This is a genomic window from Mesorhizobium sp. M0058 (assembly GCF_040323095.1).
Taxonomy (GTDB): Bacteria; Pseudomonadota; Alphaproteobacteria; order Rhizobiales; family Rhizobiaceae; genus Mesorhizobium.
The window spans coordinates 273,872-294,609 of the sequence record NZ_JAMYUQ010000002.1 but is presented as its reverse complement, the minus strand read 5'-3'; the positions used below and the strand labels follow the sequence as shown (position 1 = coordinate 294,609).

Sequence of the window (20,738 nt, the reverse complement as noted above, 5' to 3'; positions counted from 1 at the left end):
GATCAGGCCGATGTGATCAGGCCGGGGCCTTGTCGCTGACGAAGACGTTGACCTCGCGCGCGGCGGCGATGAAGGCGCGTCTTGCAATCATCGCCGGCTTGTCGCCGGCCAGCGCGTCATGGCAGGCCTGCAGCGCTTCGCGGTGCTTGGGGCTGCGCTTGCCGGGCCAGCTGTTGAGCAGGTAATCGGAAGCCTCGCGCACCGTACGCAAGAGCTGAGTGCTTCCCTCCGTGCCCGACTTAACGGTCACGGGTGTTTCAAATCGGTTGTTTTCCATGGCCGCCTCTTACGCCATCGGCGTCCGCGAAGCGAGGCCGAAAGCGGATGGCGTCGGCGTTCTTTCGTTTTCGTGACCGGTATCAAGCGGCGACGACGGCAAAACCCCTGGCGCGCAGGCCGCGCCGGTCATTGTGCAACGACGTCACCAGGCGGGCGCGGCTGCCGGCGATATGGGCGGAAAGTCGCGCCGCCGCCGCATCGGCATCGCCGGCCCGCACCGCTGCCAGAATGGCGTGATGCTCGCTCCAGGCGCGGCCAAGCGCCGCCTCGTCGCGCACCTCCAGCCAGCGCGCCCGCGACAGGCGCGTCATGGCATCGCGCACGGCCCGAAACAGGAACTCGTTGCCGGAGAGCCGCGCCAGTTCGATATGGAAATCCATGCCGACGCGGTGCCATTCCTCGCGCGGCGTGGCAGTGTCGCAGGAGTCCAGCATCGCCTCGATGACATCGGCTGCGCTCCTGTCGGCCAGCGCCGAAGTCAGCCTGACCGCCGCGACCTCGACCGCTTCGCGGTACACAGCGATCTGTTCCAATTCGGCAAGGTTGATCGGCGACACGGTCCAACCGCGCCCGTCGCGGCAGATCAGCCCTTCCGTCTCCAGCCGCAGCAGGGCTGCCCTGACCGGCGTGCGCGAGGCGCCGAAGCGGCTCTCGATCCAGCGCTCCGTCAGCCGCTCGCCAGGACCGATCTCGAGGCCAAGGATCATCTCGCGAAGCGCTTTTTCGACGATCTGCATCTGCGACATAGTTGCTTCCATTGCTGGCGATCGGCCGTTGGTCTTGCCGATCACTTTGAGAGCGCCTGATTGACAGCAGCCGGGCTTTGCGTCCATGAGGTACCAAGTTGGTATCCCAAAATGGTATCCGCAGCAAGCGGACAGGACAGGACATGCCGCAGGACAGTGCAGCGCAGGCCGCCGAAGCGCCTTCCACCTACAACATTCATTGGCGGCGCAACCTGTTCGTGTGCTTTGCCGGATCATTCAGCACGCTTGTGGCGATGACGTTGCTGCTGCCGTTCCTGCCGCTCTATGTCGAACAGCTGGGCGCCGTCGGCCACGCGGCGATCGTGCAATGGTCCGGCATCGCTTTCGGCGCCACCTTCCTTGCCGCCGCCCTTGTCGCGCCACTGTGGGGACGGCTGGGTGACCGTTATGGCCGCAAGGTGATGCTGGTGCGCGCCAGTTTCGGCATGGCGATCTGCATGTCGCTGACCGGCATGGTGCAGACCGTCTGGCAATTGGTGCTTTTGCGCCTGTTGATCGGCTTTGCCGGCGGTTATTCCTCAGGCTCGACGATCCTTGTCGCCATGCAGACGCCGAAGGAGCGCTCCGGCTGGGCGCTTGGCGTGCTGTCGGCCGGCATCACCGCAGGCTCCCTGGTCGGCCCGTTGCTTGGCGGCGCGCTGCCGCCACTGATCGGTATTCGCGCCACCTTCCTCATCGCGGGCGGCGTCATTTTCCTGGCGGCGCTGGCGACGACGTTCCTGATAAAGGAGATGCCTCGCCCGCCAGTACAGGCAAAACGCGAGGAGAAACCAAAGGGAAGTTGGGCGCAGATCCCCGACAAACGCCCTGTCGTGGCCATGCTGGCGACCGGCATGCTGTTCACCTTCGCCAACATGTCGATCGAGCCGATCATCACCGTCTACGTCCAGCAACTGGTCGCGGACGCAAGCCGGGTGACCCTGGTCTCAGGTGTCGTCATGTCGGCGGCCGCACTCGGCGCCATCCTGTCGGCGTCACGGTTGGGCAAACTCGCCGACCGCATCGGCCACTGGAACGTCATCGTCGCATCGCTGGCCGTCTCGGCGCTGCTGTTGATACCGCAGGCCTTCGTCACCGAGAGCTGGCAGTTGGTCGGGCTGCGGTTCCTTATGGGTCTGGTGCTGGGCGGGCTGTTGCCCTGCATCACCAGCGTCATCCGCCACAATGTTCCCGATGGGGTCGGCGGCAATGTGCTGGGCCTGGCAATCTCGGCGCAATATGTCGGCCAGGTTGCGGGGCCGCTGCTGGGCGGCTTCGTCGGCGGCCATTTCGGCATGCGCGCGGTGTTTCTCGGCACGTCGTTGCTGATGGCGGGCGGTGCCGCGTATAATTGGCTGGCCCAGGCGCGCCGCACGCGCGACATGCTGGCGATATCGGAAAAATCCTGACAGACAGGTCGCGCCGCCTATCGTCAATCACGGAGCCCGAGACATGAGCATCGCCGAGTCAGCACCAGCAAACAGCGCGCGCATCCTCGTTTTCGCCGGCGGCATTGCCGGCGCGGCGGGCGTGGCGCTGTCGGCGGCTTCAGCGCATCTCGGCGGCGCGTTCGTCGGCACGGCCGCATCCTTCCTGCTCATGCATGCGCCGGTGTTTTTGGCCGTCGGCCTCGCCGGCGCAAACCGGATCTTGCGGATCGGCAGCCTGGTGCTGCTCGTCGGGCTTGTTCTGTTCTGCGGCGATCTGCTGGCACGGGATTTCGTGGGATCGCGGCTGTTCCCGATGTCGGCGCCGATCGGCGGCACCTTGCTCATCGCGGGCTGGCTGGTGATCGCGGCCTCGGCGCTCGTGCGGCAACGGTCCTGACGAGGCAAGAACCCTGCCCCATCAGATACCACACGAGGCTTAATCCTGCCGGTTTTCCGGCAGCAGGTCGCGGTTGCGCTTGGCAGGCTTGGTCGGCCGCCGCCGTTGCGGCTGCTCCGTGGCAGGCGAGATACCCCAGTAATTGCGATAACTGTCTTCGAACAGATGTTTCACGGGATGCATGTTCGTGCTCCTCTTCAAGAACTTGAATCGATCCAATCAGCTGGCACGAAAATGCCGGGGCCGATCAGCTGCGCTTGCGTTTCACAAGGTATTGCAGGTCACGCCTCCACGGCCCGACCTTGTCGCGGCGCTTGCGGGTGGCGGCGTCGGAGACTATGCCCCAATCATTGCCATAGATGTCTTCGAACAGATAATTCACGGGATGCATGGCACCCTCCTCTTGAATCGATCCAAGTTGTACTTGGTGAATCCCTTGGATCGATTCAAATATAGACTCTCTCCGCCGTCCGATCAAGGGAAAATTTGAACCGATCCAACGAAAGTGCTAAACAGGCTCCGGTTCAGGAGACGAAAATGACGGCATTGACCTCCGGCAAGACGAGACCAGTGCGGCTTGCCGACATCGCCAAGGCGGCCGGGGTCTCGCACGGTACCGCGTCCAACGTGTTCGCTCGCCCGGAAATCGTGCGCGAAGAGGTCCGCGAGCGGGTCAAGGCGGCGGCGGAAGCGATGGGCTATGCCGGCCCGGATCCCAAGGGCCGGCTGCTGCGCGCCGGCAAGGTCAACGCCATCGGCGTGGCAACGGCAGAACCATTGTCCTATTTCTTCGACGATCCCTTTGCCCGCGTCATGATGGCCAGCATTTCGCAGGCCTGCGACGCCACCGGCGCCGGAATTTCGCTGGTCTCGGCCGCCAACAGCGAGCAGCTCGCCTGGAACATCCAGAGCGCCCTGGTCGACGGCTTCATCGTGTTCTGCATCGAGGGTGGGTCGCGGCTGGTCGAACTGGCGCGCGAACGCAAACTGCCTTTCGTGGCGCTTGATCTCGATTCGGAAAATGAGGCGGTCGCTGCGATCGGCGTCGACAACGTCGCCGGCGCGGGTCTGGCGGCGCGCCATCTGGCCGAGTTCGGCCATCGCAGCTTTGCCGTACTCGCCCTGGAATCTGCCGACGCTGGCTTTGGTCCCGTCACGCAGGAGCAAGTCGAGACGACATCCCTCTACTCGGGCACACGCGACCGTCTGCGTGGCTATTTCGGCGAGCTCTCCCGCTTCGGCATCGACGTCTCGCAAGTGCCAATCTACGAAACCCTCAATGACGAGGCGAGCGTTCGGGCCGGCCTCGATCATATTTTCGCGCTGCCGCAGACGCCGACGGCAATCCTGGCCATGTCGGACAAGATCGCGCTGCATGCGCTCGACTGGCTGCGCGAGCGTAACATTGCCGTGCCGGGCGATGTGTCAATCGTCGGCTTCGACGGCGTGCCGGAAGGCGCCGACTCCGAGCCGCCACTAACCACTGTCGCCCAGCCGATCGCCGAGATGGGCCGGCTGGCCGTCAAGGCGATCCTCGAAAATGACGGCTCGCAGCACCGGCAATTGCTGCCGGTCGATCTTGTGGTGCGGGGGTCGTCCGGCCCCTCGCCTGCTAGCTAGGCGGCTGATGTGGGATCATCGGCTTAGCCTTGGCATCGCGGGCATGCCGAAGGTCTGGTGAACGGCTGGCGCTTCTTTGCGAACCGGCTTTTTGCCCAAGCCGATGCCGGACAGCCACTCAAGATAGAAGGCGAGCGCGAATTGCATGGCGATGCCGGCCGAAATCAGCAAGACGTCATAGGCAAAGCCGCCCGGATTGATCAGCTTCATCACCTGCGCCGCCATGGCGATCAGCGTGCCGGCGAGGAACACCGGCAAGGAGCGCTTGCCGAGCAGGGCAAGCGGATGGTCCGGGCTGAGACGGAACAGGTTCGAGAAAGCCGGCAGGGCGACGATCAGATAGCTCACCGCCAATATGTGCAGGAGCCGCGGCAGCGACAGGAACGTCTTGTCGAAGCCGCCGATCACCACGGGCAGGTTAAACCACGTTATCTCGCCCCAGAGCGGGCTGTGCACCCAGACCGCCGCTGCCGCGACATAGGTCGCCGCGGCGCCCACCAGCCAACGATTGACGGGAATTGTGCCGCCGCGCCTGGCATGCAGCATGCCGGCAAGGCCGATGTTGAACAGGAATTGCCAGGACAGCGGGTTGAGGAACCAGAAGCCGGGCTCGGGATAGTTCGGCGGCGCGATCTGCCAGAGGCCGGCGGCAAGCCACAGCGCGCCGGAAAAGACCAGCGCCGGGAGCGGCCGGTAGCTGACGAAGAGCAGGAAAAGCGGCGCCATCAACAGCAGCGCCGCATAGACCGGCAAAATGTTGTTGTAGCCAAGCTGGTGGCCGAGCGTGACAATGCCGATCATGACCTCCGGCGTGTTCTTCATCAGCGGCTCGATGTTGATCAGCTTGAGCAGTTCCGGCCGCCGGCCGTACACCGCCGCGGCGCAGAACAACGCCATCACAACCATGGTGGTGACGATGTGGGCACTGTAAAGCACGCCGGCCCGGCGCCACATCTTCAACATCGCCAGCAGCCGGCCGCCCGGCTGGAACTTGTTGCCATAGGCGAGTGCGACCGACATGCCGGAAATCAGCACGAAGGCTTCCGCCGCGTCCGAGAATCCGAAATTCTTGTAGGTCAGCGTTTCGAAGACGGTGCCCGGCACGTGGTCGATATAGATGGTCAGGAGTGCGAGCGCACGGAACACGTCAATGCGCGTGTCGCGATCGGGGATACGCGGAGCGCGATCGGCGATACGCGGAGCGCGATCGGCGATACGCGGGGCGCGATCGGGCGGGACTGGCAGGGTCATCGACAAAAGGCCTCAAAGGAGAGCAAGGATGCTCGCGTTGTTCATGCCGGGATGCGACCATCGGCGCACACCGCTTCGATTCCTCCCGCAGGAGCATATCGGCGCAGAAACGGTCTGAAATGAGCCTGTTGCAATCACATTTGGCGGAGCGTGAAAATATTCCGTTTTGAAGCTGGCAAAGGACCAATGTCTCCGTGAAAACAACGAGATATGAGCGTGCTCGATATAGCGACGAGAACGCCTTTCTGCACCAGGATCTGGCCTTTCCCTACCGCCTCCTCAAGCCGGAGAATGCCGGCGGCGAGAGCCTGTTTTTACTGCACGGATCGGGTGTCGACGAAACGACGATGGTCCCGATTGCGAGGCAGATCGCCCCTAACGCCACGCTGGTCGCGGTGCGTGGCCGCATCCGCCAAGAAGACGGCTTCCGCTGGTTCGAGCGGATCACGCCGACCAGTTTCGAACAGGCGAGCATCCGTGCCGAAACATCGTACTTTGCCGCCTTCGCAAGCGAGGCCGCAAAGCGCCACGGGCTCGACCTCGCCCGGGCGACTTTCCTCGGCTATTCCAACGGCGCCAATCTGGTTTCCAGCCTGATGCTGCTCAACTCCGGCCTCGTCCGAAAAGCGGCGTTGCTGAGAGCAATGCCCGTGCTTGACGATGCGCCGGCAACCAATCTGACCGGAACGCGCGTCCTGATTGTCGCCGGTGCCGCGGACGAGACCTACGGGCCGGTTGCGCCGCCACTGGTGAGGCTGCTCAACAAACATGGCGCCGAGGTCGATGCGCGCATCGTGCCTTCAGGTCACGAAATCGGCGACCCGGATGCCGCCATCGTCCGCCAATGGCTGGCGGGACCAGCATTGGTCGCACGCCAGGCAGGCTAAGAGACCTTGGTAGACCGCATCGGCGCCCGGCGGAACGGCTGAGCAGATGCTCGTCGCCTAGCCCTGTCCCATCCGGTTCCAGGCATCGAGCCCGGCGATCTTGTAGGCTTCGGCCAGCGTCGGATAGTTGAAGGTGTTGTTGACGAAGAAATCAACCGTGCCGCCGAGGTTGATCACCGCCTGGCCGATATGGATCAGTTCGGTGGCGCCTTCGCCGACGATGTGGGCGCCGAGCAGGCGGCGCGTTTCGACCGAGAACAGCAGTTTCAGAAAGCCGGAGTTGACGCCCATTATGTGGCCGCGCGAGGTTTCGCGGAACCGCGCCAGACCGACTTCATAAGCAGCGCCGCTCTCGCGCACCTGCTCCTCCGACTGACCAACGGTGGAGATTTCCGGCACGGCGTAGATGCCATAGGGGAAGGTTTCCGGCGGCGGTGGCAGTTGCACGCCGAAGGCGTGGCAGGCGGCCACCCTGCCTTGCTCCATCGATGTCGAGGCAAGGCTGGGGAAACCGATGACGTCGCCGGTGGCATAGATGTTGGGCGCACTGGTCTGGAAGGTCTGCGGATCGACCTTGATGCGGCCCCGGGAATCGGCCTCGATGCCGACCACGTCGAGGCCGAGGCTGCCGAGATTGCCGCTGCGGCCGGCGGCGTAAAGCACGATCTCGGAGCGGATGGTGCGGCCATCGGCGAGCGTCACTTCGGCATAGTCGGGTTTTGAGACGATTTCCTTGACCGTACTGCCGAGGCGAATGGTCATGCCGCGGTCGCGCATCTGGTGGATGAAGTCGTCGACGATCTCGCGGTCGACGAAATCGAGGATGGTGTTGCGCGGCTCCACCAGCGTCACCGGCACGTCGAGCGCCGAAAAGATCGTCGCATATTCAACGCCGATGACGCCGGCGCCGATCACCGTCAGCGTGCGCGGCAGATGGTCGAGTTCCAGCATCTCATCGCTGTCGAAGACGCGGATCTTGTCGAAAGGCACGTCGCGCGGCCGGTGCGGCCTGGTGCCGACCGCGATCAGCGCATTGGTGAAACCAACCTCCGAGTAGTCGCCATTGTCTGCCGTCAGGCTGACCTTGTTTGGGCCGACGAATTTCGCCATGGCGCGCACGCTTTTGACGGCGTTGCGCATAAACTGGTGCTGCAGCACCTCGACCTCGTGGTCGAGCGTCTTGTGCAGCCGCTCGACCAGGTCGGCGATGGAGATGTCCTGCTTGACCCGGTAGCCGCGGCCGTAAAAGCCCCGCTCGCGCCAGCCGGACAGGTTCAGCACCGTCTCGCGCAGCGTCTTCGACGGGATGGTGCCGGTGTGCACCGAGACGCCGCCGAGGCGCCGGCCCCTGTCGACCACCAGCACCGATTTGCCGAGCTTGGCCGATTGCACCGCGGCGCGGCGCCCGGAAGGGCCGCTGCCGATGACCAGCATGTCGTAATCCATGTAACCCCGTCCCCTCGGCGTCTTGTTGCGCCGCAGCAAGCTAACGCCATCCGTCCACCAAATTCAATCGGCTCAACCGCGTCACACTGCCGAGCAGGACCGATGGACGAACCGATCTTGATTCCGCCCGCGGTCTTCACCATTTCAGTGGCGGCGCACCCTAGCGTGGCGCCTGTTGCGAGGACATGACATGAACGCGCGCGTACTTGACGGCGAAATCATCACCAGCAGGCTCGACGACGTCAGGGCCTATGACGGTGTGCGCACGCGGCGGATCCTGGCCTTCATCATCGACTATTGCATCGTGGCGCTGCTCACCATTCCGTTCGCGATCCTGGTGGCCGTGCTTGGCCTTTTGACATTCGGTCTTGGCTGGGCGCTGTATTCCATCCTCGTGCCGGCGGTCGCCATTCTCTACATCTGGAACACGCTGGGCGGTCGCAACCAGGCCACATCAGGCATGAAGATGATGGGCATTCGGCTCGATCGTCTCGACGGCAGCCGTATCGACGGCCTCACCGCCGTTGTCCATTCGGTGCTGTTCTGGGCGAGCACGGTCATCCTGACGCCGCTCGTCCTCCTGGTGACGCTGTTTTCCGATCGCAAGCGCACACTGCACGACCTGCTGCTTGGCACGGTCGTCAGCCGCAGCGACCGTTGAACCGAGTTCAACCGACGCCAACAGGCATTTGTGTGCAAATGTGAAGGGGTCCGTTCAACCTCGCCTTCACAATCCTGTTGAATTTTTCGCCAGCCAAGCCAAAGGTAGAGCGATTCGCAGGAGTGTTCCCAAGGTTCGATGACGCACCATCCGACCCAGTCGCCGCAGTTCTTCCTGACCGCGCCATCGCCGTGCCCGTATCTCGAGGGCCAGTTCGAACGCAAGGTGTTCACGCATCTGGTCGGCGACAAGGCGCCGGAGATGAACGATCTGTTGACGCAAGGCGGTTTCCGGCGCTCGCAGAACATCGCTTACCGTCCCGCCTGCGAGACCTGCCGCGCCTGCGTCTCGGTGCGTATCCTGGCGCAGGAGTTCACCGCCAGCCGCAACATGAAGCGGGTGATCCAGCGCAATTCCGATCTGATCGGCGCCATGCACGACGCGCAGCCCTCGACGGAGCAGTATTCCCTGTTTCGCGGCTATCTCGACGCTCGCCATCGCCGCGGCGGCATGTCCGACATGACGGTGCTCGACTACGCCATGATGGTCGAAGATACCCATGTCGACACCAAGGTGATCGAATACCGGCGCCGCGGCCCCGACACATTCATCACCGGCAAGGGCCAGGGCGAGCTGATCGCCGTGGCGCTGACCGACAAGATGGCCGATGGCCTGTCGATGGTCTATTCCTACTTCAATCCCGAGTTCGAGGACCGTTCGCTCGGCACCTTCATGATCCTCGACCATATCGCCCGCGCCCGGGCCATGGGCTTGCCCCACGTCTATCTCGGCTACTGGGTCAACGGCTCGCGCAAGATGAACTATAAGATGCGCTTCATGCCGCAGGAGCATCTCGGCCCGAAGGGCTGGGAACGCTACGACCACGAAGCGGTCACGCGCTGATTTTTCTTCTTACCAGATCCTGATCTAAACATTTTCAGCCGAGACGATGCTGGTCTTTCCGCCCGTTGGCGGGGCGATTGCGCCGACTGGCATCTGCTCAAATCATTGCGAAAGCCGTTGCATGTCCTCTCACAATGCCCACACCAAAGGACTCCTGCTCACCGCGCTTGGCGGGCTGGCGCTGACCATCGACATTCCCCTGATCCGGCTCGCCCATGGCGAAGCCTGGACGATCCTTTTGCTGCGCACCGGCTGCACCTTCGTGGCAGGGCTGATCGTATGGGCCATCTGGCGCTCGTTCAGCAAGAATGCTCCGCAGCTGATACCCGGCTGGTCGGGGCTCGTCGTCGCCACCCTCTACGGGCTCGGCGCAATCGCCTTCATCACTGCCGTCTACAACACCTCGACCGCCAATCTGGTTTTCATCCTGGCCTTCTCCACCATGTTCTCGGCGCTGCTGTCGTGGCTGTTCCTGAAGGAGCGACCACAGCCGCTGACGCTTGCGGCAATGGCGCTGATGATCGTCGGCATCGCGATCATCGTCGGCGATTCCGTCGGCACGGGAAATCTGTTCGGCGATGTGATGGCGCTGTGTTCGGCCTTGGCGATTGCCTGCGCCATCACCGTTTCACGCGCCAGCGGCAGGGATATGGGATTCACCGCGCTGACCGGCGTCCTGCTGCCGTTCGGGCTGGCGGCGCTCATGGTCTCCAGGACCGGTTTCCAGGTGGAAGCGCCATGGTGGATCGTTTTCAACGGCGCCGTCATCATGCCGTTCGCCTTCTTCTGCCTGGCCAATGGGCCGAAATACATTTCAGGCCCGGAAGTGGCGATGTTCTATCTCCTGGAAACGGTTCTGGCGCCGGTCTGGATATGGATGATCTTTGCCGAGGCGCCGTCGCGCAACAGCCTGATCGGCGGCGTGATCCTGATCGTCACGCTGGTCGCGCATTCCCTGTGGCAGTTGCATGAAGGGCGCAAGCGCCGGGCAGCGCCCGCCGTCGCTTACCCAGCCTGACTTTTCTTCGCCGGGCCGGCGACAATCTCGATCTGCGGCGGCCCGCCTTCGAGCTCGGCCGCCCCGTCGGGAACGGTTTCTTCGGCCAGTTCCACCTCGCGCAGCCATTCGCGCCATATCGCCACCAGCAGCGCCATCAGCACGGGGCCGATGAACAGGCCGAGAAAGCCCATCGTCTTGACGCCGCCGATCAGGCCGAAAAAGGTGGGCAGGAAGGGCAATTTGATCGGTCCGCCGACCAGCTTCGGGCGCAAGGTCTTGTCGACGATGAACAGTTCCACCGCGCCCCAGATGAACAGCGCCAGACCCGCCATCGGCGAGCCGCTGGCGGCGAGGTAGATCGACACAAGCGTAAACGACAGCGGCGCGCCGCCGGGGATCAGCGCCATCACGCCGGTCAATGCGCCCAGCGTCACCGGCGACGGCACCCCGGCCAGCCAGTAGGCGATGCCGAGCACCAGCCCCTCGCCGATGGCGATCACGGTCATGCCGGTAACGGTCGAGGAAATGGTCGCCGGCACGACGCGCGAAATCCGCTCCCAGCGCGTCGGCAGGATGCGTTCGCCGAGCCGGTCGATCTGGCTGGCAAAGTGTTCGCCGTCGCGGTAGGCGAAGAACAGCGCGATCATCATGAACAGCAGCGTCAGCAACAGGCCGAAGGCGCTGCCGCCGGCAGCCAGCACGCCGCGATAGATGCTGCCGATATTGGCGCCGCTGACCAGCTGGATCAGCTCGCCGATGCCGCCGGGATGGCCGAAATTGTCGATCCACTGTTCGTTCAGCCACTCGCCGACGACAGGCAGCGAGGTGATCCAGTGCGGTGTGACCGCGCCGTGCCTGTTGGTCTCGATCGCCCAGCCCACCCATTCGCGGACCTCGTTGATGGCGTAGGTGCCGGCGAGCGCTATCGGCACCACCAGGAAGGCGAGGATGAACAGGATGGCGAGCGTCGCGGCGACGGTGCGGTTACCGCCGACACCGGCAAGCAGCCGGCGGTAGAGCGGCCAGCTGGCAAAAGCAATGACGAGGGCTGCCAGCACGGGAAACAGGAACCCGTGGAAGAAATAGACGCCGGCGGCGACGATCAGCACCAACAGCCAGCGCGCAGCCGACAGCGGCGGAATGACGGCGGATCGCAACGGTGTCGACAGGCCGAACAGGCGCTGCTGACGTTCCGGCTTCTGGATCTTCGCTTCCTTCAAACGGTCAATTCTCCCCAGCCTACACAGCGTTTATGCACTGTTATAGTGCCGCAATCGTGACGATAGTCCAAATGGTTGGTGAAGCTGCCAATCTCCCCCCTTGTGGGGGAGATGTCCGGCAGGACAGAGGGGGGCGCGAAGGATCGCCAGCCTGGCACCCCACATTGAAGACCCAAGAGTTGCGACCGAGTGGCGAGCCATGACCATTTGATGCGCTGGCGGGACAGCGCCCCCCTCTGGCCTGCCGGCCATCTCCCCCACTTGGGGGGAGATCAGCAGCTTCAACCAAATTTCCCGGTCCGCGGGAATCCCTTCGGCACCATGCGACCGGCCGACGCTCTCGCGCCGATCCATTCCGCCAGCTCCTCGCGCGACCTGACGAAGGTGCGGTCTGCGGAATCCTGCCACGACAGGCCGCTCGCCAGCGTGAAGGGTTTCAGGTCGAGCAGACCGCCATCCTTGTATTTCTGCAGGCGAACGCCCTTGCCGCGGCCCATCTCCGGAATTTCGGAGAGCGCAAACACCAGCATCTTGCGGTTCTCGCCGACAATGGCGAGATGATCGCCTGACACGGGGACGCAGGCCTTGGCCTCGTCGGGCGCCTTGACGTTCATCACCTGCTTGCCCTTTCGGGTGTTGGCGACGACCTCCTCCTCCGGCACGACGAAACCATTGGCATCGTAGGAGACGAGCAGCAGCTTGCGCTTCGGGTCGTGGACGAAGGCGGTGACGATGTCCTGGTCGTTGTCCATGTCGACGATGATGCGGATCGGTTCGCCATGGCCGCGGCCGCCCGGCAGCCGGTCGGCGCCGATGGTGTAGAATTTTCCGCCGGTGGTGAAGACCAGGATCTTGTCGGTGGTCTGGGCATGGAAGGCGAGCTTGAGGCTGTCGCCTTCCTTGAAGGTGAGCGTGGAATGGTCGGCCAGATGGCCTTTCATCGCCCGCAGCCAGCCCTTTTCCGAGACCACCACGGTGACCGGCTCGCGCTCGATCATGGCGTGCGCAATGTCGGTCAGATCATGCTCCGGCGCGTCGGCGAACTGGGTGCGGCGCTTGCCGAGTTCGGTCTCGGGGCCGAACTTGTCGCGAACCTGCGTGACTTCCCATTTGATCGTCGACCATTGCTTGGCGTCGGATGCGAGCAATGCCTCGATCTGCTTCTTCTCGGTGGTGAGACCGTCGAACTCCTTGCGGATCTCGAACTCTTCCAGCTTGCGCAAGGCCCGCAGCCGCATGTTGAGGATGGCTTCGGCCTGGGTGTCGGTGAGCGACCAACGGGCCATCATCACCTGCTTGGGCTCATCCTCCTCGCGGATGATCCTGATGACCTCGTCGATGTTGAGATAGGCGATCAGGTAGCCGGCAAGGATTTCCAGCCGCTTCTCGATCTCGCCAAGCCGATGCTTCGAGCGGCGGATCAGCACATCGCGCCGATGGTCGAGCCACTCCTTCAGCACGCCCTTCAGCGACAGGACGTTAGGCACCTTGCCGCGCGACAAAACGTTCATGTTGAGGGGAAATCGGCTTTCGAGCTCGGTCAGCTTGAACAGCGATTCCATCAGAATGCCGGGATCGACCGAACGGCTCTTCGGTACGAGCACAATGCGGACGTCCTCGGCGCTTTCATCCCTGACATCCTCAAGCAGCGGCAATTTGCGCGCGATCAAAAGCTCGGCGATCTTCTCGATCAGCCTGGCCTTCTGGATGCCGTAGGGGATTTCGGTGACGACGATGCTCCAGGTGCCCCTGCCCTGATCCTCCTGGCCCCATTTGGCGCGCACGCGAAAACCGCCGCGGCCGGTCTCATAGGCCTCCAGGATGGATGCGCGGCTGTCGACGATGATGCCGCCGGTCGGGAAATCCGGCCCCTGGACGAACTCCATCAGCTTTGTCACCGGCGCGTCCGGCTGCTCGATCAACTGCAGCGCTGCGTTGCAAAGCTCGGCGGCATTGTGCGGCGGGATGGACGTGGCCATGCCGACCGCAATGCCGGAGGAACCGTTGGCGAGCAGATTCGGGAAGGCGCCGGGAAGCACTACGGGCTCCTCGTCCTCCTCATTGTAGGTTGGCCGGAAATCGACGGCGTCCTCGGTGATGCCGGCAATCAAATCGCTCGCCACCTCGGTCATGCGCGCCTCGGTATAGCGCATGGCGGCGGCGTTATCGCCGTCGATATTGCCGAAATTGCCCTGCCCGTCGACGAGGGGATAGCGCATGGAGAAATCCTGCGCCAGGCGCACCAGCGCGTCGTAGATCGACTGGTCGCCGTGCGGATGGAACTTGCCCATCACGTCGCCGACAATGCGGGCGCATTTGGCAAAGCCCTGGTCGGGGTTGAGCCTGAGCAGTCGCATGGCATGCATGATGCGACGATGCACAGGCTTCAGCCCGTCGCGCACGTCAGGCAGCGCCCGGTGCATGATGGTCGACAGCGCATAGGCGAGATAGCGCTCTTCCAGCGCCTTCTTCAGATCCACCGGTTCGATGTGGTCACCGCCGCCATTTTCAGGCGGCAAAATCCTTTTTCCCATGCGGCTGGACTAGCCGAGCGGGTGATTCGCGGCAAGGCGGGGCTGCGGAAATCCGCACTTTGCAGCCTTTGGCTTACGAGGGCGGCTCAAGGTCCGACGATGGATGTGACGAACTTCATGTTCCAGCTTGCCGTCCCTGTGCAACAGCACCGGTAGCAGCGCTGTTGCCAACCAACATCAATCTGTTACACGCCCTCTCTAAGGCAGGAGACGGTACGCAGGGGAGCCCGACCTTCATGACATATTCACCGCATCGAGCGAAGGCTCCCGCTCCGATTTGCCTTTCGCCGTGATTTTCGACAACTCTGCGGGAAAGCGCCTTTTTCCCGTCCAGTTCGTCACGGAATAGTGATGGCGTAGAATTGAGAAAACACTTTTTCAGGACTCTCTCAGGGAACTCGCGATGACAATCCAACGTTCGACACTCAAGAAACTTGCTTTTTCGACCTTTTTGCTGACGCTGCCGCTGAATGCCGCCTTTGCGCAAGACACGGCGGTTGCCGACCGACTGAAGGCCGCACTTGCCGTCCAGGGCGTCGATATCACCTGGACCGGCGTTACCGGCGACAATTCCAGCATGGTGCTGCAGGGCGTGTCGGTCAAACCGGCGGCCGAAAAGGAGGCGCTGCCGATCGGCGACGTCAAGCTCGAGGGCGTGACCGAAGCCAATGGCGGCTTCGATGTCGCCACCATCACGACTTCGGCCTTCGAGCACAGCAAGGACGGCGTCACGCTCAACCTCACCCCCTTCGTCATCCACGACGCCAACATCCCGGCCGAGGGCGCTACAGGCCCGCTCGGCTCGATGATGATCTACAAGTCGGCCGAACTCGAAAACCTGACGGTCAAGGTTGCCGACAAGACCGCCTTCTCGGTGGATGGGCTTGCTGTCCAGATCACGCCGCCGGCCGACGGCAAGGCGATGGAGTTTTCCGCCACCACGGAAAAGTTCAACGCCGACCTGACCCTGGTCGACGATGCGAAGTCCAAGGAAGCCATCGAGGCCCTCGGCTACCAGAACATAACGGGCAATATCGAGATCGGCGGCACCTGGCAGCCGAGCGACGGCAAGATGGACCTGTCGAAATACGATATCTCGGTCGAGAATGCCGGCACGCTCGGCATGACCTTCGGCCTCGGCGGCTACACGGTCGACTTCGTCAAGTCGCTGCAGGAGATGCAGAAAAAGATGGCGGCGCAGCCCGAAGGCGCCGACAATTCGGCGCAAGGCATGGCCCTGCTCGGCCTTTTGCAGCAGCTTTCCTTCAACAGCGCCTCGATCCGCTTCGACGACGATTCGCTGACCGGCAAGGTGCTTGAATATGTCGGCAAGCAGCAGGGCATGTCGGGCAAGGACATCGCCAACCAGGCCAAGGCGATCGTGCCGTTCGGCATGGCGCAGCTCAACAATCCCGAACTGACCGCCGAAGTGACGGCCGCGGTGAGCAAGTACCTCGACGATCCGAAGAGCCTCGAGATTTCGGCCGAGCCGCCGGCAGCGGTGCCGTTCGCGCTGATCATGGCCGGCGCCATGTCCAACCCGGCCGACCTGACCAAGACGCTGGGCGTCCACGTCAAGGCCAACGAAGACTGATCGAAGTTCGCTCCCTTCTCCCCGTCACTATACGGGGAGAAGGTGCCGGCAGGCAGATGAGGGGCGGCGCCAACGCGTGCAAATTGTAGTTCGATGCTGAACCGATTGTCAGAAGGCGCCAACTGCTAAGGCCGTTCGCCAATCGCCTGCATGCGTGCTGCCCCTCATTGTCCTGCCGGACATTTCTCCCCGTATAGAGACGGGGAGAAATGGCAGCTGCAACGCTGCCGTCAGTCCTTCTTCACTGCCGCGACACGCAGCGACAGATCACGCAACTGCTGCGGCGAGGCTTCCGAAGGCGCGTTCATCAACAAATCGTAGGCCTGCTGGTTCATCGGGAACATGGTGATCTCTCGCAGGTTCTTGGCGCCGACCAGCAGCATGACGACACGGTCGACGCCGGCCGCCATGCCGCCATGCGGCGGGGCGCCATACTGGAAGGCGCGGTAGAGGCCACCAAAGCGTTCTTCCACCGTGGCGCGGTCGAGGCCAACCGTCTCGAACGCCTTGACCATGGTTTCCGGCAAATGGTTGCGGATACCGCCAGAGGCGATCTCGAAGCCGTTGCAGACCATGTCGTACTGGAAGGCCTTGATGCCGAGCAGGTCGTCGCCGTTGAGCGCGTCGATACCGCCTTGCGGCATCGAGAACGGGTTGTGGGCGAAGTCGATCTTCTTCTCCTCCTCGCTCCATTCGAAGAACGGGAAGTCGACGATCCAGCACAATTCGAAGCGCTCGCGGTCGACAAGGTTCAGTTCTTCGCCGGCACGCGTACGCGCGGCACCGGCGAAGGTAACGAACTTCTTCGGATCGCCGGCGACGAAGAAGGCGGCGTCGCCATCGGCAAGGCCGAGCTGCTGGCGGATCGCCTCGGTGCGCTCCTCGCCGATGTTCTTGGCCAGCGGACCGGCGCCTTCAAGCTTGTCGCCTTCCTTGCGCCAGAAGATGTAACCCAGTCCCGGCTGGCCCTCGCCCTGCGCCCACGAGTTCATGCGGTCGCAGAAGGCGCGGCTGCCGCCGGTCTTGGCCGGAATGCCCCACACTTCGGCCTTCGGATCGTTGGCCAGGATGTTGGCGAAGACCTTGAAGCCGGAATCGCGAAAATGGTCGGAGACGGCCTGCATCTCGATCGGGTTGCGCAGGTCCGGCTTGTCGGAGCCATATTTGCGCATGGCGACATCGTAAGGAATGCGCTGGAATGTCTGCGTCACCGGCTTGCCGTTGGCGAAGGTCTCGAAGACGCCGCGCATCACCGGTTCCATGGTCGACAGCACGTCGTCCTGCTCGACGAAGCTCATTTCGAGGTCGAGCTGGTAGAATTCGCCGGGCAGACGGTCGGCGCGCGGGTCCTCGTCGCGGAAGCAGGGCGCGATCTGGAAATAGCGGTCGAAGCCCGAAACCATGATCAGTTGCTTGTACTGCTGCGGCGCCTGCGGCAGCGCGTAAAAGGTGCCGGGATGGATGCGCGACGGCACCAGGAAGTCGCGCGCGCCTTCCGGCGACGAGGCCGTCAGGATCGGCGTCGAGAATTCGGTGAAGCCGACATCGGTCATACGCTTGCGCATCTCGGCGATGATTTTCGTGCGCGCCACGATGTTCCTGTGCAGCGTCTCGCGGCGCAGGTCGAGAAAACGGTACTTCAGGCGGATGTCTTCGGGATAGTCGGGCTCGCCGAACACCGGCAGCGGCAATTCCTTGGCTGCCGACAGCACCTCGATCTCGCGGGCAAAGATCTCGATCTCGCCGGTCGGCAGGTTGGCGTTGGTGGTGTCCGGCAGGCGCGCCTTGACCTCGCCGTCGACGCGGATCACCCATTCGCCACGCAGCGTCTCGGCCACCTTGAAGGCGGGCGAATCCGGATCGGCGACGATCTGGGTCAGGCCGTAATGGTCGCGCAGATCGATGAACAGCAGGCCGCCATGGTCGCGCACGCGATGCACCCAGCCCGACAGGCGAACCGAAGAGCCGACATCGCTCTTTCTCAACTGGGCACAGGTGTGGCTGCGGTAACGATGCATTGTCATGTCAAAATTCCGGGGTGCTGGGTTGTGGGTCGAGCATCAAAGCCCGGTCCAAAATTTGCGCGAAAAGCGCATGGGAGGCCCGATTTGTCAAGGCAAGCCGGGTTTGGGTCGTCTCTCTATCCGCTAGTCAGTGTTGAAGTCTTTGCCAGGCTTGGCGCATTGCCGCCAGAAGTGTTTCTCGCGACAGTGCAGTCATCGAATGATCTGGAGATACTTCATGCCAGAACCCACAGTCCCGCCGGGTGTCGGGCCACATAATGGCCGCGAATTGGAGCTGATGCTTCAGGGCGACAAATCAATGGCCTTGTTCGCGGCGGAACCGGGTATGGACGCCGACGATATTGGCGATGCAGGTTTTGCACCGTTTGTCGACGAAGGTCGCATCCTGAAGTTCACCCAGATTGTTCCTAAAACCTCAGTGGAAGAGCGCTGCTACTGCCTGCCGACAGAAGAATGGCGCTGCAAACTGAGCTTGTTGATCTCCAGAATGTGCCGCAGCGGAGAGGCCTTTGACATCTTCACATCGAATGATCTGGCGAGGCTTGAAGGAGCCCTTCTCGGCTATTCAAAGGAAGATGTCGAAGTGTTCGTCGCCCATGCTGCGTCCCGGACTGCCCGCGCGCCGAGCTCCGTTTAAGCCAAATGGATTTCGGCGCCCTGGCGTTCGAAGTCGGCGAGGATTGCGGCCGGCGCGGTCTTTTCGACCACGAGGTGGCGGATCGCCTCTGGCCTGGCAACCCGGTAGGGTGCGGCTGTGGCCAGCTTGTCGTTGGTTACAGCGATGACGATGCCTGCGCTGTTCTTGGCCATGGCCCGCTTTACCTCGGCCTCAGCCGAATCGAAGGCCGTGACGCCGCGCGACGCATCGAGACCGCAGGAGCCGAGAACAAACAGGTCCGCGCCAAGTTGCGCGACAGCGGCAAGCGTGTCGGCGCCGACGCAGGCGCCGAGATGGCGGTCGAACCGCCCGCCCAGCACAATCAGTTCGACCAAAGCGTGGTCTGACAGGACGGAGGCAATTTCGAGCGAATTGGTGGCGACGGTCAGATCGATGTCGCGCGGGATGGCCCTGGCGATCGCGGCATTGGTCGAGCCGCTGTCGATGAACAGGGTCTGTCCGCGCGAAAGCAGTGCCACGGTCGCGCGGGCCAGCCGCGTCTTTTCTTCGACCGCATGGCCGGCGCGCAGGCCGACCGGCGTGGCCGCGAAGGGTGCGGCCGCGACCGCGCCGCCATAGACGCGGCGGCACTGCCCGGCCTTGGCCAACTCCCTGAGGTCGCGCCGAACCGTGTCTTCCGAAACGCCGAAGCGGCCTGCCAGCTCGCCGGCCAGCACCCTTCCCTCGACGGCCAGGCGATCGCGAATAATTTGATGCCGCTCATCGGTCAGCATTGCATGATCCTGTTTTTTTCCATGCACGTTCTTGCACGATTTGCATGTTTGTGCAAGATGTAGGCATATCAAACAGTGACAACCGTCGACTCTCTTCCCCGAAAGCATCGTCATGACCTTTGGCCTCCGCCTCGCTCCGCAACACCGGGTCTACGCCGGCTTTGCGATCTATTCGTTCGCCATGGGCCAAATCTTCCCGCGGCTGCCCGACATCAAGCACGCCATGGGCATCGGGGACGGCACGCTCGGGCTAAGCCTGATCGGGACGCCGATCGGCACCTTGACCGCGCTGACGCTGGCGGCGCCGATCCTGGAGCGCATCGGCTTCCGCCGCGCGCTGCTCGGGCTGGTGCCGCTTTTGTCGGTTGTCTTTGCCATTGCCGTGCATGCGCCTGGGCCGCTTGCGCTGTTCCTGATGCTGTTTCCGGTCGGCCTGATGATCGGCAGCGTCGAGATCATTCTCAATGTCGAGGCCGATAGAACCGAATTCCTGCTCAAGCGCCGGATCATGAACCGGGCGCATTCGTTCTGGAGCATCGGCTTTTTCGGCGCCGGCCTGTTCGGCGCCGCGCTTGCGCATCTCGGCATTTCGCCGCAACTGCACCTGGCGATTGTCGTACCGATGGTGGCGACAGGAATCGCGCTGTTTCTCGGCGGTTACGAACCGGCGCCGAGCCGCTTCGCCGGCAATGACGAGACGGCGCCAAGGCTGGCGCGGCCGACGCTGCCGATCCTCGTCCTCGTCGCGGTGACACTGTCGGCGATGCTGATGGAAGGCGCCAGCATCGACTGGTCGGCAATCTACATGCGCACCGTGTTCGATGCGGGCCCTTTCGTCGCCGGCTTCACCGTGGCGCTGTTTGCATTCTCGCAAGCGAGCACGCGCTTCTTTGCCGACTCCTTTGTCGACCGCCACTCGCCGAGCGTCGTGGCGCGGGTGCTGCTGGCGACGATGGCGGTGGGCGTGCTGCTCGTCTTCTTCTCGCCTGCCCCGCTCGTATCGATGCTGGGCTTTGCGCTACTTGGCATTGGCAGCAGCGTGCTCTTTCCGCTGGCGATCTCGGCGGCAGCCCAGCGGACGGACCGCTCCGCGACGATCAATGTCGCGGCGCTGTCGCAGATTTCCTTCGTCGCCTTCCTGCTCGGCCCGCCGCTGCTCGGTTTCGTCTCCGACCATTGGGGCATCCGCTCGGCCTTCGGTATCGGCATCCCGTTCATCATGCTCAGCCTGCTGACCGCCGGCTCGCTTGGCCGAAGGGCTGCCCGGGGCAAGCCTGCGCCGGCGAGCGAAGCTTTGGCGAGGGCCGACGGAGCTTGAACGGCCGCACTTGAAGCCACACACCTGTTGGCGGCG

General features: G+C 63.2%; 20 protein-coding genes. 10 read left to right on the top strand and 10 right to left on the bottom strand.

The window, feature by feature from the left end; genetic code table 11:
- Positions 1–16: 16 nt before the first annotated feature.
- The gene (locus NKJ75_RS04260; protein ID WP_245259900.1) at positions 17–250 is read right to left on the bottom strand and encodes a DUF982 domain-containing protein; all 234 of its coding nucleotides are present in this window, start codon (positions 248–250) and stop codon (positions 17–19) included.
- Positions 251–359: 109 nt separating this feature from the next.
- Positions 360–1,025 carry a GntR family transcriptional regulator gene (locus NKJ75_RS04255; RefSeq protein ID WP_023727510.1) on the bottom strand — a complete coding sequence of 222 codons (666 nt, stop codon included), beginning with the start codon at positions 1,023–1,025 and terminating at the stop codon, positions 360–362.
- A 143-nt stretch (positions 1,026–1,168) separates the two neighbouring features.
- Here NKJ75_RS04255 and NKJ75_RS04250 point away from each other — a divergent pair, with 143 nt between their 5' ends.
- Together NKJ75_RS04250 and NKJ75_RS04245 are read left to right on the top strand one after the other, a co-directional pair.
- On the top strand, positions 1,169–2,434 hold the full coding sequence (locus NKJ75_RS04250; RefSeq protein WP_023727509.1) for a multidrug efflux MFS transporter: 1,266 nt from the start codon (positions 1,169–1,171) through the stop codon (positions 2,432–2,434).
- A 43-nt stretch (positions 2,435–2,477) separates the two neighbouring features.
- Positions 2,478–2,852 carry a DUF423 domain-containing protein gene (locus tag NKJ75_RS04245; protein ID WP_023673013.1) on the top strand — a complete coding sequence of 125 codons (375 nt, stop codon included), beginning with the start codon at positions 2,478–2,480 and terminating at the stop codon, positions 2,850–2,852.
- Between the two features lie 39 nt (positions 2,853–2,891).
- On the opposite strand, the gene NKJ75_RS04240 is transcribed toward NKJ75_RS04245, so the two are convergent.
- Entirely contained in the window at positions 2,892–3,035 is a 144-nt protein-coding gene (locus NKJ75_RS04240) for a hypothetical protein (protein WP_023834256.1), read from the bottom strand.
- Positions 3,036–3,099: 64 nt separating this feature from the next.
- Positions 3,100–3,243, bottom strand: coding sequence for a hypothetical protein (locus NKJ75_RS04235; protein WP_023705079.1), 144 nt, complete (start codon positions 3,241–3,243; stop codon positions 3,100–3,102).
- A 146-nt stretch (positions 3,244–3,389) separates the two neighbouring features.
- Here NKJ75_RS04235 and NKJ75_RS04230 point away from each other — a divergent pair, with 146 nt between their 5' ends.
- Positions 3,390–4,472, top strand: coding sequence for a LacI family DNA-binding transcriptional regulator (locus NKJ75_RS04230; RefSeq protein ID WP_023682412.1), 1,083 nt, complete (start codon positions 3,390–3,392; stop codon positions 4,470–4,472).
- A 15-nt stretch (positions 4,473–4,487) separates the two neighbouring features.
- Here the strand turns inward: NKJ75_RS04230 and NKJ75_RS04225 are convergent, their stop codons facing one another.
- On the bottom strand, positions 4,488–5,723 hold the full coding sequence (locus NKJ75_RS04225; protein WP_023727508.1) for an OpgC family protein: 1,236 nt from the start codon (positions 5,721–5,723) through the stop codon (positions 4,488–4,490).
- Positions 5,724–5,917: 194 nt separating this feature from the next.
- On the opposite strand from NKJ75_RS04225, the gene NKJ75_RS04220 reads away from it, so the two are divergent.
- Complete coding sequence (locus NKJ75_RS04220) at positions 5,918–6,610, top strand: alpha/beta hydrolase (protein ID WP_023834257.1); 693 nt, start codon at positions 5,918–5,920, stop codon at positions 6,608–6,610.
- Between the two features lie 57 nt (positions 6,611–6,667).
- Here NKJ75_RS04220 and sthA read toward each other — a convergent pair whose 3' ends face one another.
- A complete protein-coding gene (sthA, locus tag NKJ75_RS04215) occupies positions 6,668–8,056 on the bottom strand; it encodes a Si-specific NAD(P)(+) transhydrogenase (protein WP_023682415.1) in 1,389 nt (462 codons plus the stop codon).
- A gap of 190 nt (positions 8,057–8,246) precedes the next feature.
- Between sthA and NKJ75_RS04210 the strand changes: the two genes are divergently transcribed.
- The 3 genes from NKJ75_RS04210 to NKJ75_RS04200 all read left to right on the top strand — a co-directional run bounded on the left by NKJ75_RS04210 (position 8,247) and on the right by NKJ75_RS04200 (position 10,638).
- Complete coding sequence (locus NKJ75_RS04210; RefSeq protein WP_023673020.1) at positions 8,247–8,717, top strand: RDD family protein; 471 nt, start codon at positions 8,247–8,249, stop codon at positions 8,715–8,717.
- Between the two features lie 138 nt (positions 8,718–8,855).
- Positions 8,856–9,620 carry an arginyltransferase gene (locus NKJ75_RS04205; protein ID WP_023682417.1) on the top strand — a complete coding sequence of 255 codons (765 nt, stop codon included), beginning with the start codon at positions 8,856–8,858 and terminating at the stop codon, positions 9,618–9,620.
- 121 nt (positions 9,621–9,741) lie between these two features.
- The gene (locus tag NKJ75_RS04200; protein WP_023834258.1) at positions 9,742–10,638 is read left to right on the top strand and encodes a DMT family transporter; all 897 of its coding nucleotides are present in this window, start codon (positions 9,742–9,744) and stop codon (positions 10,636–10,638) included.
- Here the strand turns inward: NKJ75_RS04200 and NKJ75_RS04195 are convergent.
- Together NKJ75_RS04195 and parC are read right to left on the bottom strand one after the other, a co-directional pair.
- A complete protein-coding gene (locus NKJ75_RS04195; RefSeq protein WP_023834259.1) occupies positions 10,626–11,840 on the bottom strand; it encodes an AI-2E family transporter in 1,215 nt (404 codons plus the stop codon). The two genes, NKJ75_RS04200 and NKJ75_RS04195, sit on opposite strands and share 13 nt — an antisense overlap.
- A gap of 281 nt (positions 11,841–12,121) precedes the next feature.
- On the bottom strand, positions 12,122–14,374 hold the full coding sequence (gene parC, locus NKJ75_RS04190) for a DNA topoisomerase IV subunit A (RefSeq protein ID WP_023834260.1): 2,253 nt from the start codon (positions 14,372–14,374) through the stop codon (positions 12,122–12,124).
- 403 nt (positions 14,375–14,777) lie between these two features.
- Here parC and NKJ75_RS04185 point away from each other — a divergent pair, with 403 nt between their 5' ends.
- On the top strand, positions 14,778–15,968 hold the full coding sequence (locus NKJ75_RS04185) for an aq_1923 C-terminal domain (RefSeq protein WP_023734156.1): 1,191 nt from the start codon (positions 14,778–14,780) through the stop codon (positions 15,966–15,968).
- 230 nt (positions 15,969–16,198) lie between these two features.
- Here NKJ75_RS04185 and aspS read toward each other — a convergent pair whose 3' ends face one another.
- Complete coding sequence (gene aspS, locus NKJ75_RS04180) at positions 16,199–17,986, bottom strand: aspartate--tRNA ligase (protein ID WP_023682421.1); 1,788 nt, start codon at positions 17,984–17,986, stop codon at positions 16,199–16,201.
- A gap of 223 nt (positions 17,987–18,209) precedes the next feature.
- On the opposite strand from aspS, the gene NKJ75_RS04175 reads away from it, so the two are divergent.
- Positions 18,210–18,629, top strand: coding sequence for a hypothetical protein (locus tag NKJ75_RS04175; protein WP_023734157.1), 420 nt, complete (start codon positions 18,210–18,212; stop codon positions 18,627–18,629).
- On the opposite strand, the gene NKJ75_RS04170 is transcribed toward NKJ75_RS04175, so the two are convergent.
- On the bottom strand, positions 18,626–19,384 hold the full coding sequence (locus tag NKJ75_RS04170) for a DeoR/GlpR family DNA-binding transcription regulator (RefSeq protein WP_023734158.1): 759 nt from the start codon (positions 19,382–19,384) through the stop codon (positions 18,626–18,628). The two genes, NKJ75_RS04175 and NKJ75_RS04170, sit on opposite strands and share 4 nt — an antisense overlap.
- A gap of 112 nt (positions 19,385–19,496) precedes the next feature.
- Between NKJ75_RS04170 and NKJ75_RS04165 the strand changes: the two genes are divergently transcribed.
- Entirely contained in the window at positions 19,497–20,702 is a 1,206-nt protein-coding gene (locus tag NKJ75_RS04165; RefSeq protein ID WP_023734159.1) for an MFS transporter, read from the top strand.
- The last annotated feature ends 36 nt before the right edge of the window (positions 20,703–20,738 follow it).

Bases quoted from the DNA above. Each gene is read 5' to 3' on its own strand.
- NKJ75_RS04255 (WP_023727510.1), bottom strand. From the start codon at position 1,025: ATGTCGCAGATGCAGATCGTCGAAAAAGCGCTTCGCGAGATGATCCTT.
- NKJ75_RS04250 (WP_023727509.1), top strand. From the start codon at position 1,169: ATGCCGCAGGACAGTGCAGCGCAGGCCGCCGAAGCGCCTTCCACCTAC.
- NKJ75_RS04245 (WP_023673013.1), top strand. From the start codon at position 2,478: ATGAGCATCGCCGAGTCAGCACCAGCAAACAGCGCGCGCATCCTCGTT.
- NKJ75_RS04240 (WP_023834256.1), bottom strand. From the start codon at position 3,035: ATGCATCCCGTGAAACATCTGTTCGAAGACAGTTATCGCAATTACTGG.
- NKJ75_RS04235 (WP_023705079.1), bottom strand. From the start codon at position 3,243: ATGCATCCCGTGAATTATCTGTTCGAAGACATCTATGGCAATGATTGG.
- NKJ75_RS04230 (WP_023682412.1), top strand. From the start codon at position 3,390: ATGACGGCATTGACCTCCGGCAAGACGAGACCAGTGCGGCTTGCCGAC.
- NKJ75_RS04225 (WP_023727508.1), bottom strand. From the start codon at position 5,723: ATGACCCTGCCAGTCCCGCCCGATCGCGCCCCGCGTATCGCCGATCGC.
- sthA (WP_023682415.1), bottom strand. From the start codon at position 8,056: ATGGATTACGACATGCTGGTCATCGGCAGCGGCCCTTCCGGGCGCCGC.
- NKJ75_RS04210 (WP_023673020.1), top strand. From the start codon at position 8,247: ATGAACGCGCGCGTACTTGACGGCGAAATCATCACCAGCAGGCTCGAC.
- NKJ75_RS04205 (WP_023682417.1), top strand. From the start codon at position 8,856: ATGACGCACCATCCGACCCAGTCGCCGCAGTTCTTCCTGACCGCGCCA.
- NKJ75_RS04200 (WP_023834258.1), top strand. From the start codon at position 9,742: ATGTCCTCTCACAATGCCCACACCAAAGGACTCCTGCTCACCGCGCTT.
- parC (WP_023834260.1), bottom strand. From the start codon at position 14,374: ATGGGAAAAAGGATTTTGCCGCCTGAAAATGGCGGCGGTGACCACATC.
- NKJ75_RS04185 (WP_023734156.1), top strand. From the start codon at position 14,778: ATGACAATCCAACGTTCGACACTCAAGAAACTTGCTTTTTCGACCTTT.
- aspS (WP_023682421.1), bottom strand. From the start codon at position 17,986: ATGCATCGTTACCGCAGCCACACCTGTGCCCAGTTGAGAAAGAGCGAT.
- NKJ75_RS04175 (WP_023734157.1), top strand. From the start codon at position 18,210: ATGCCAGAACCCACAGTCCCGCCGGGTGTCGGGCCACATAATGGCCGC.
- NKJ75_RS04170 (WP_023734158.1), bottom strand. From the start codon at position 19,384: ATGCTGACCGATGAGCGGCATCAAATTATTCGCGATCGCCTGGCCGTC.
- NKJ75_RS04165 (WP_023734159.1), top strand. From the start codon at position 19,497: ATGACCTTTGGCCTCCGCCTCGCTCCGCAACACCGGGTCTACGCCGGC.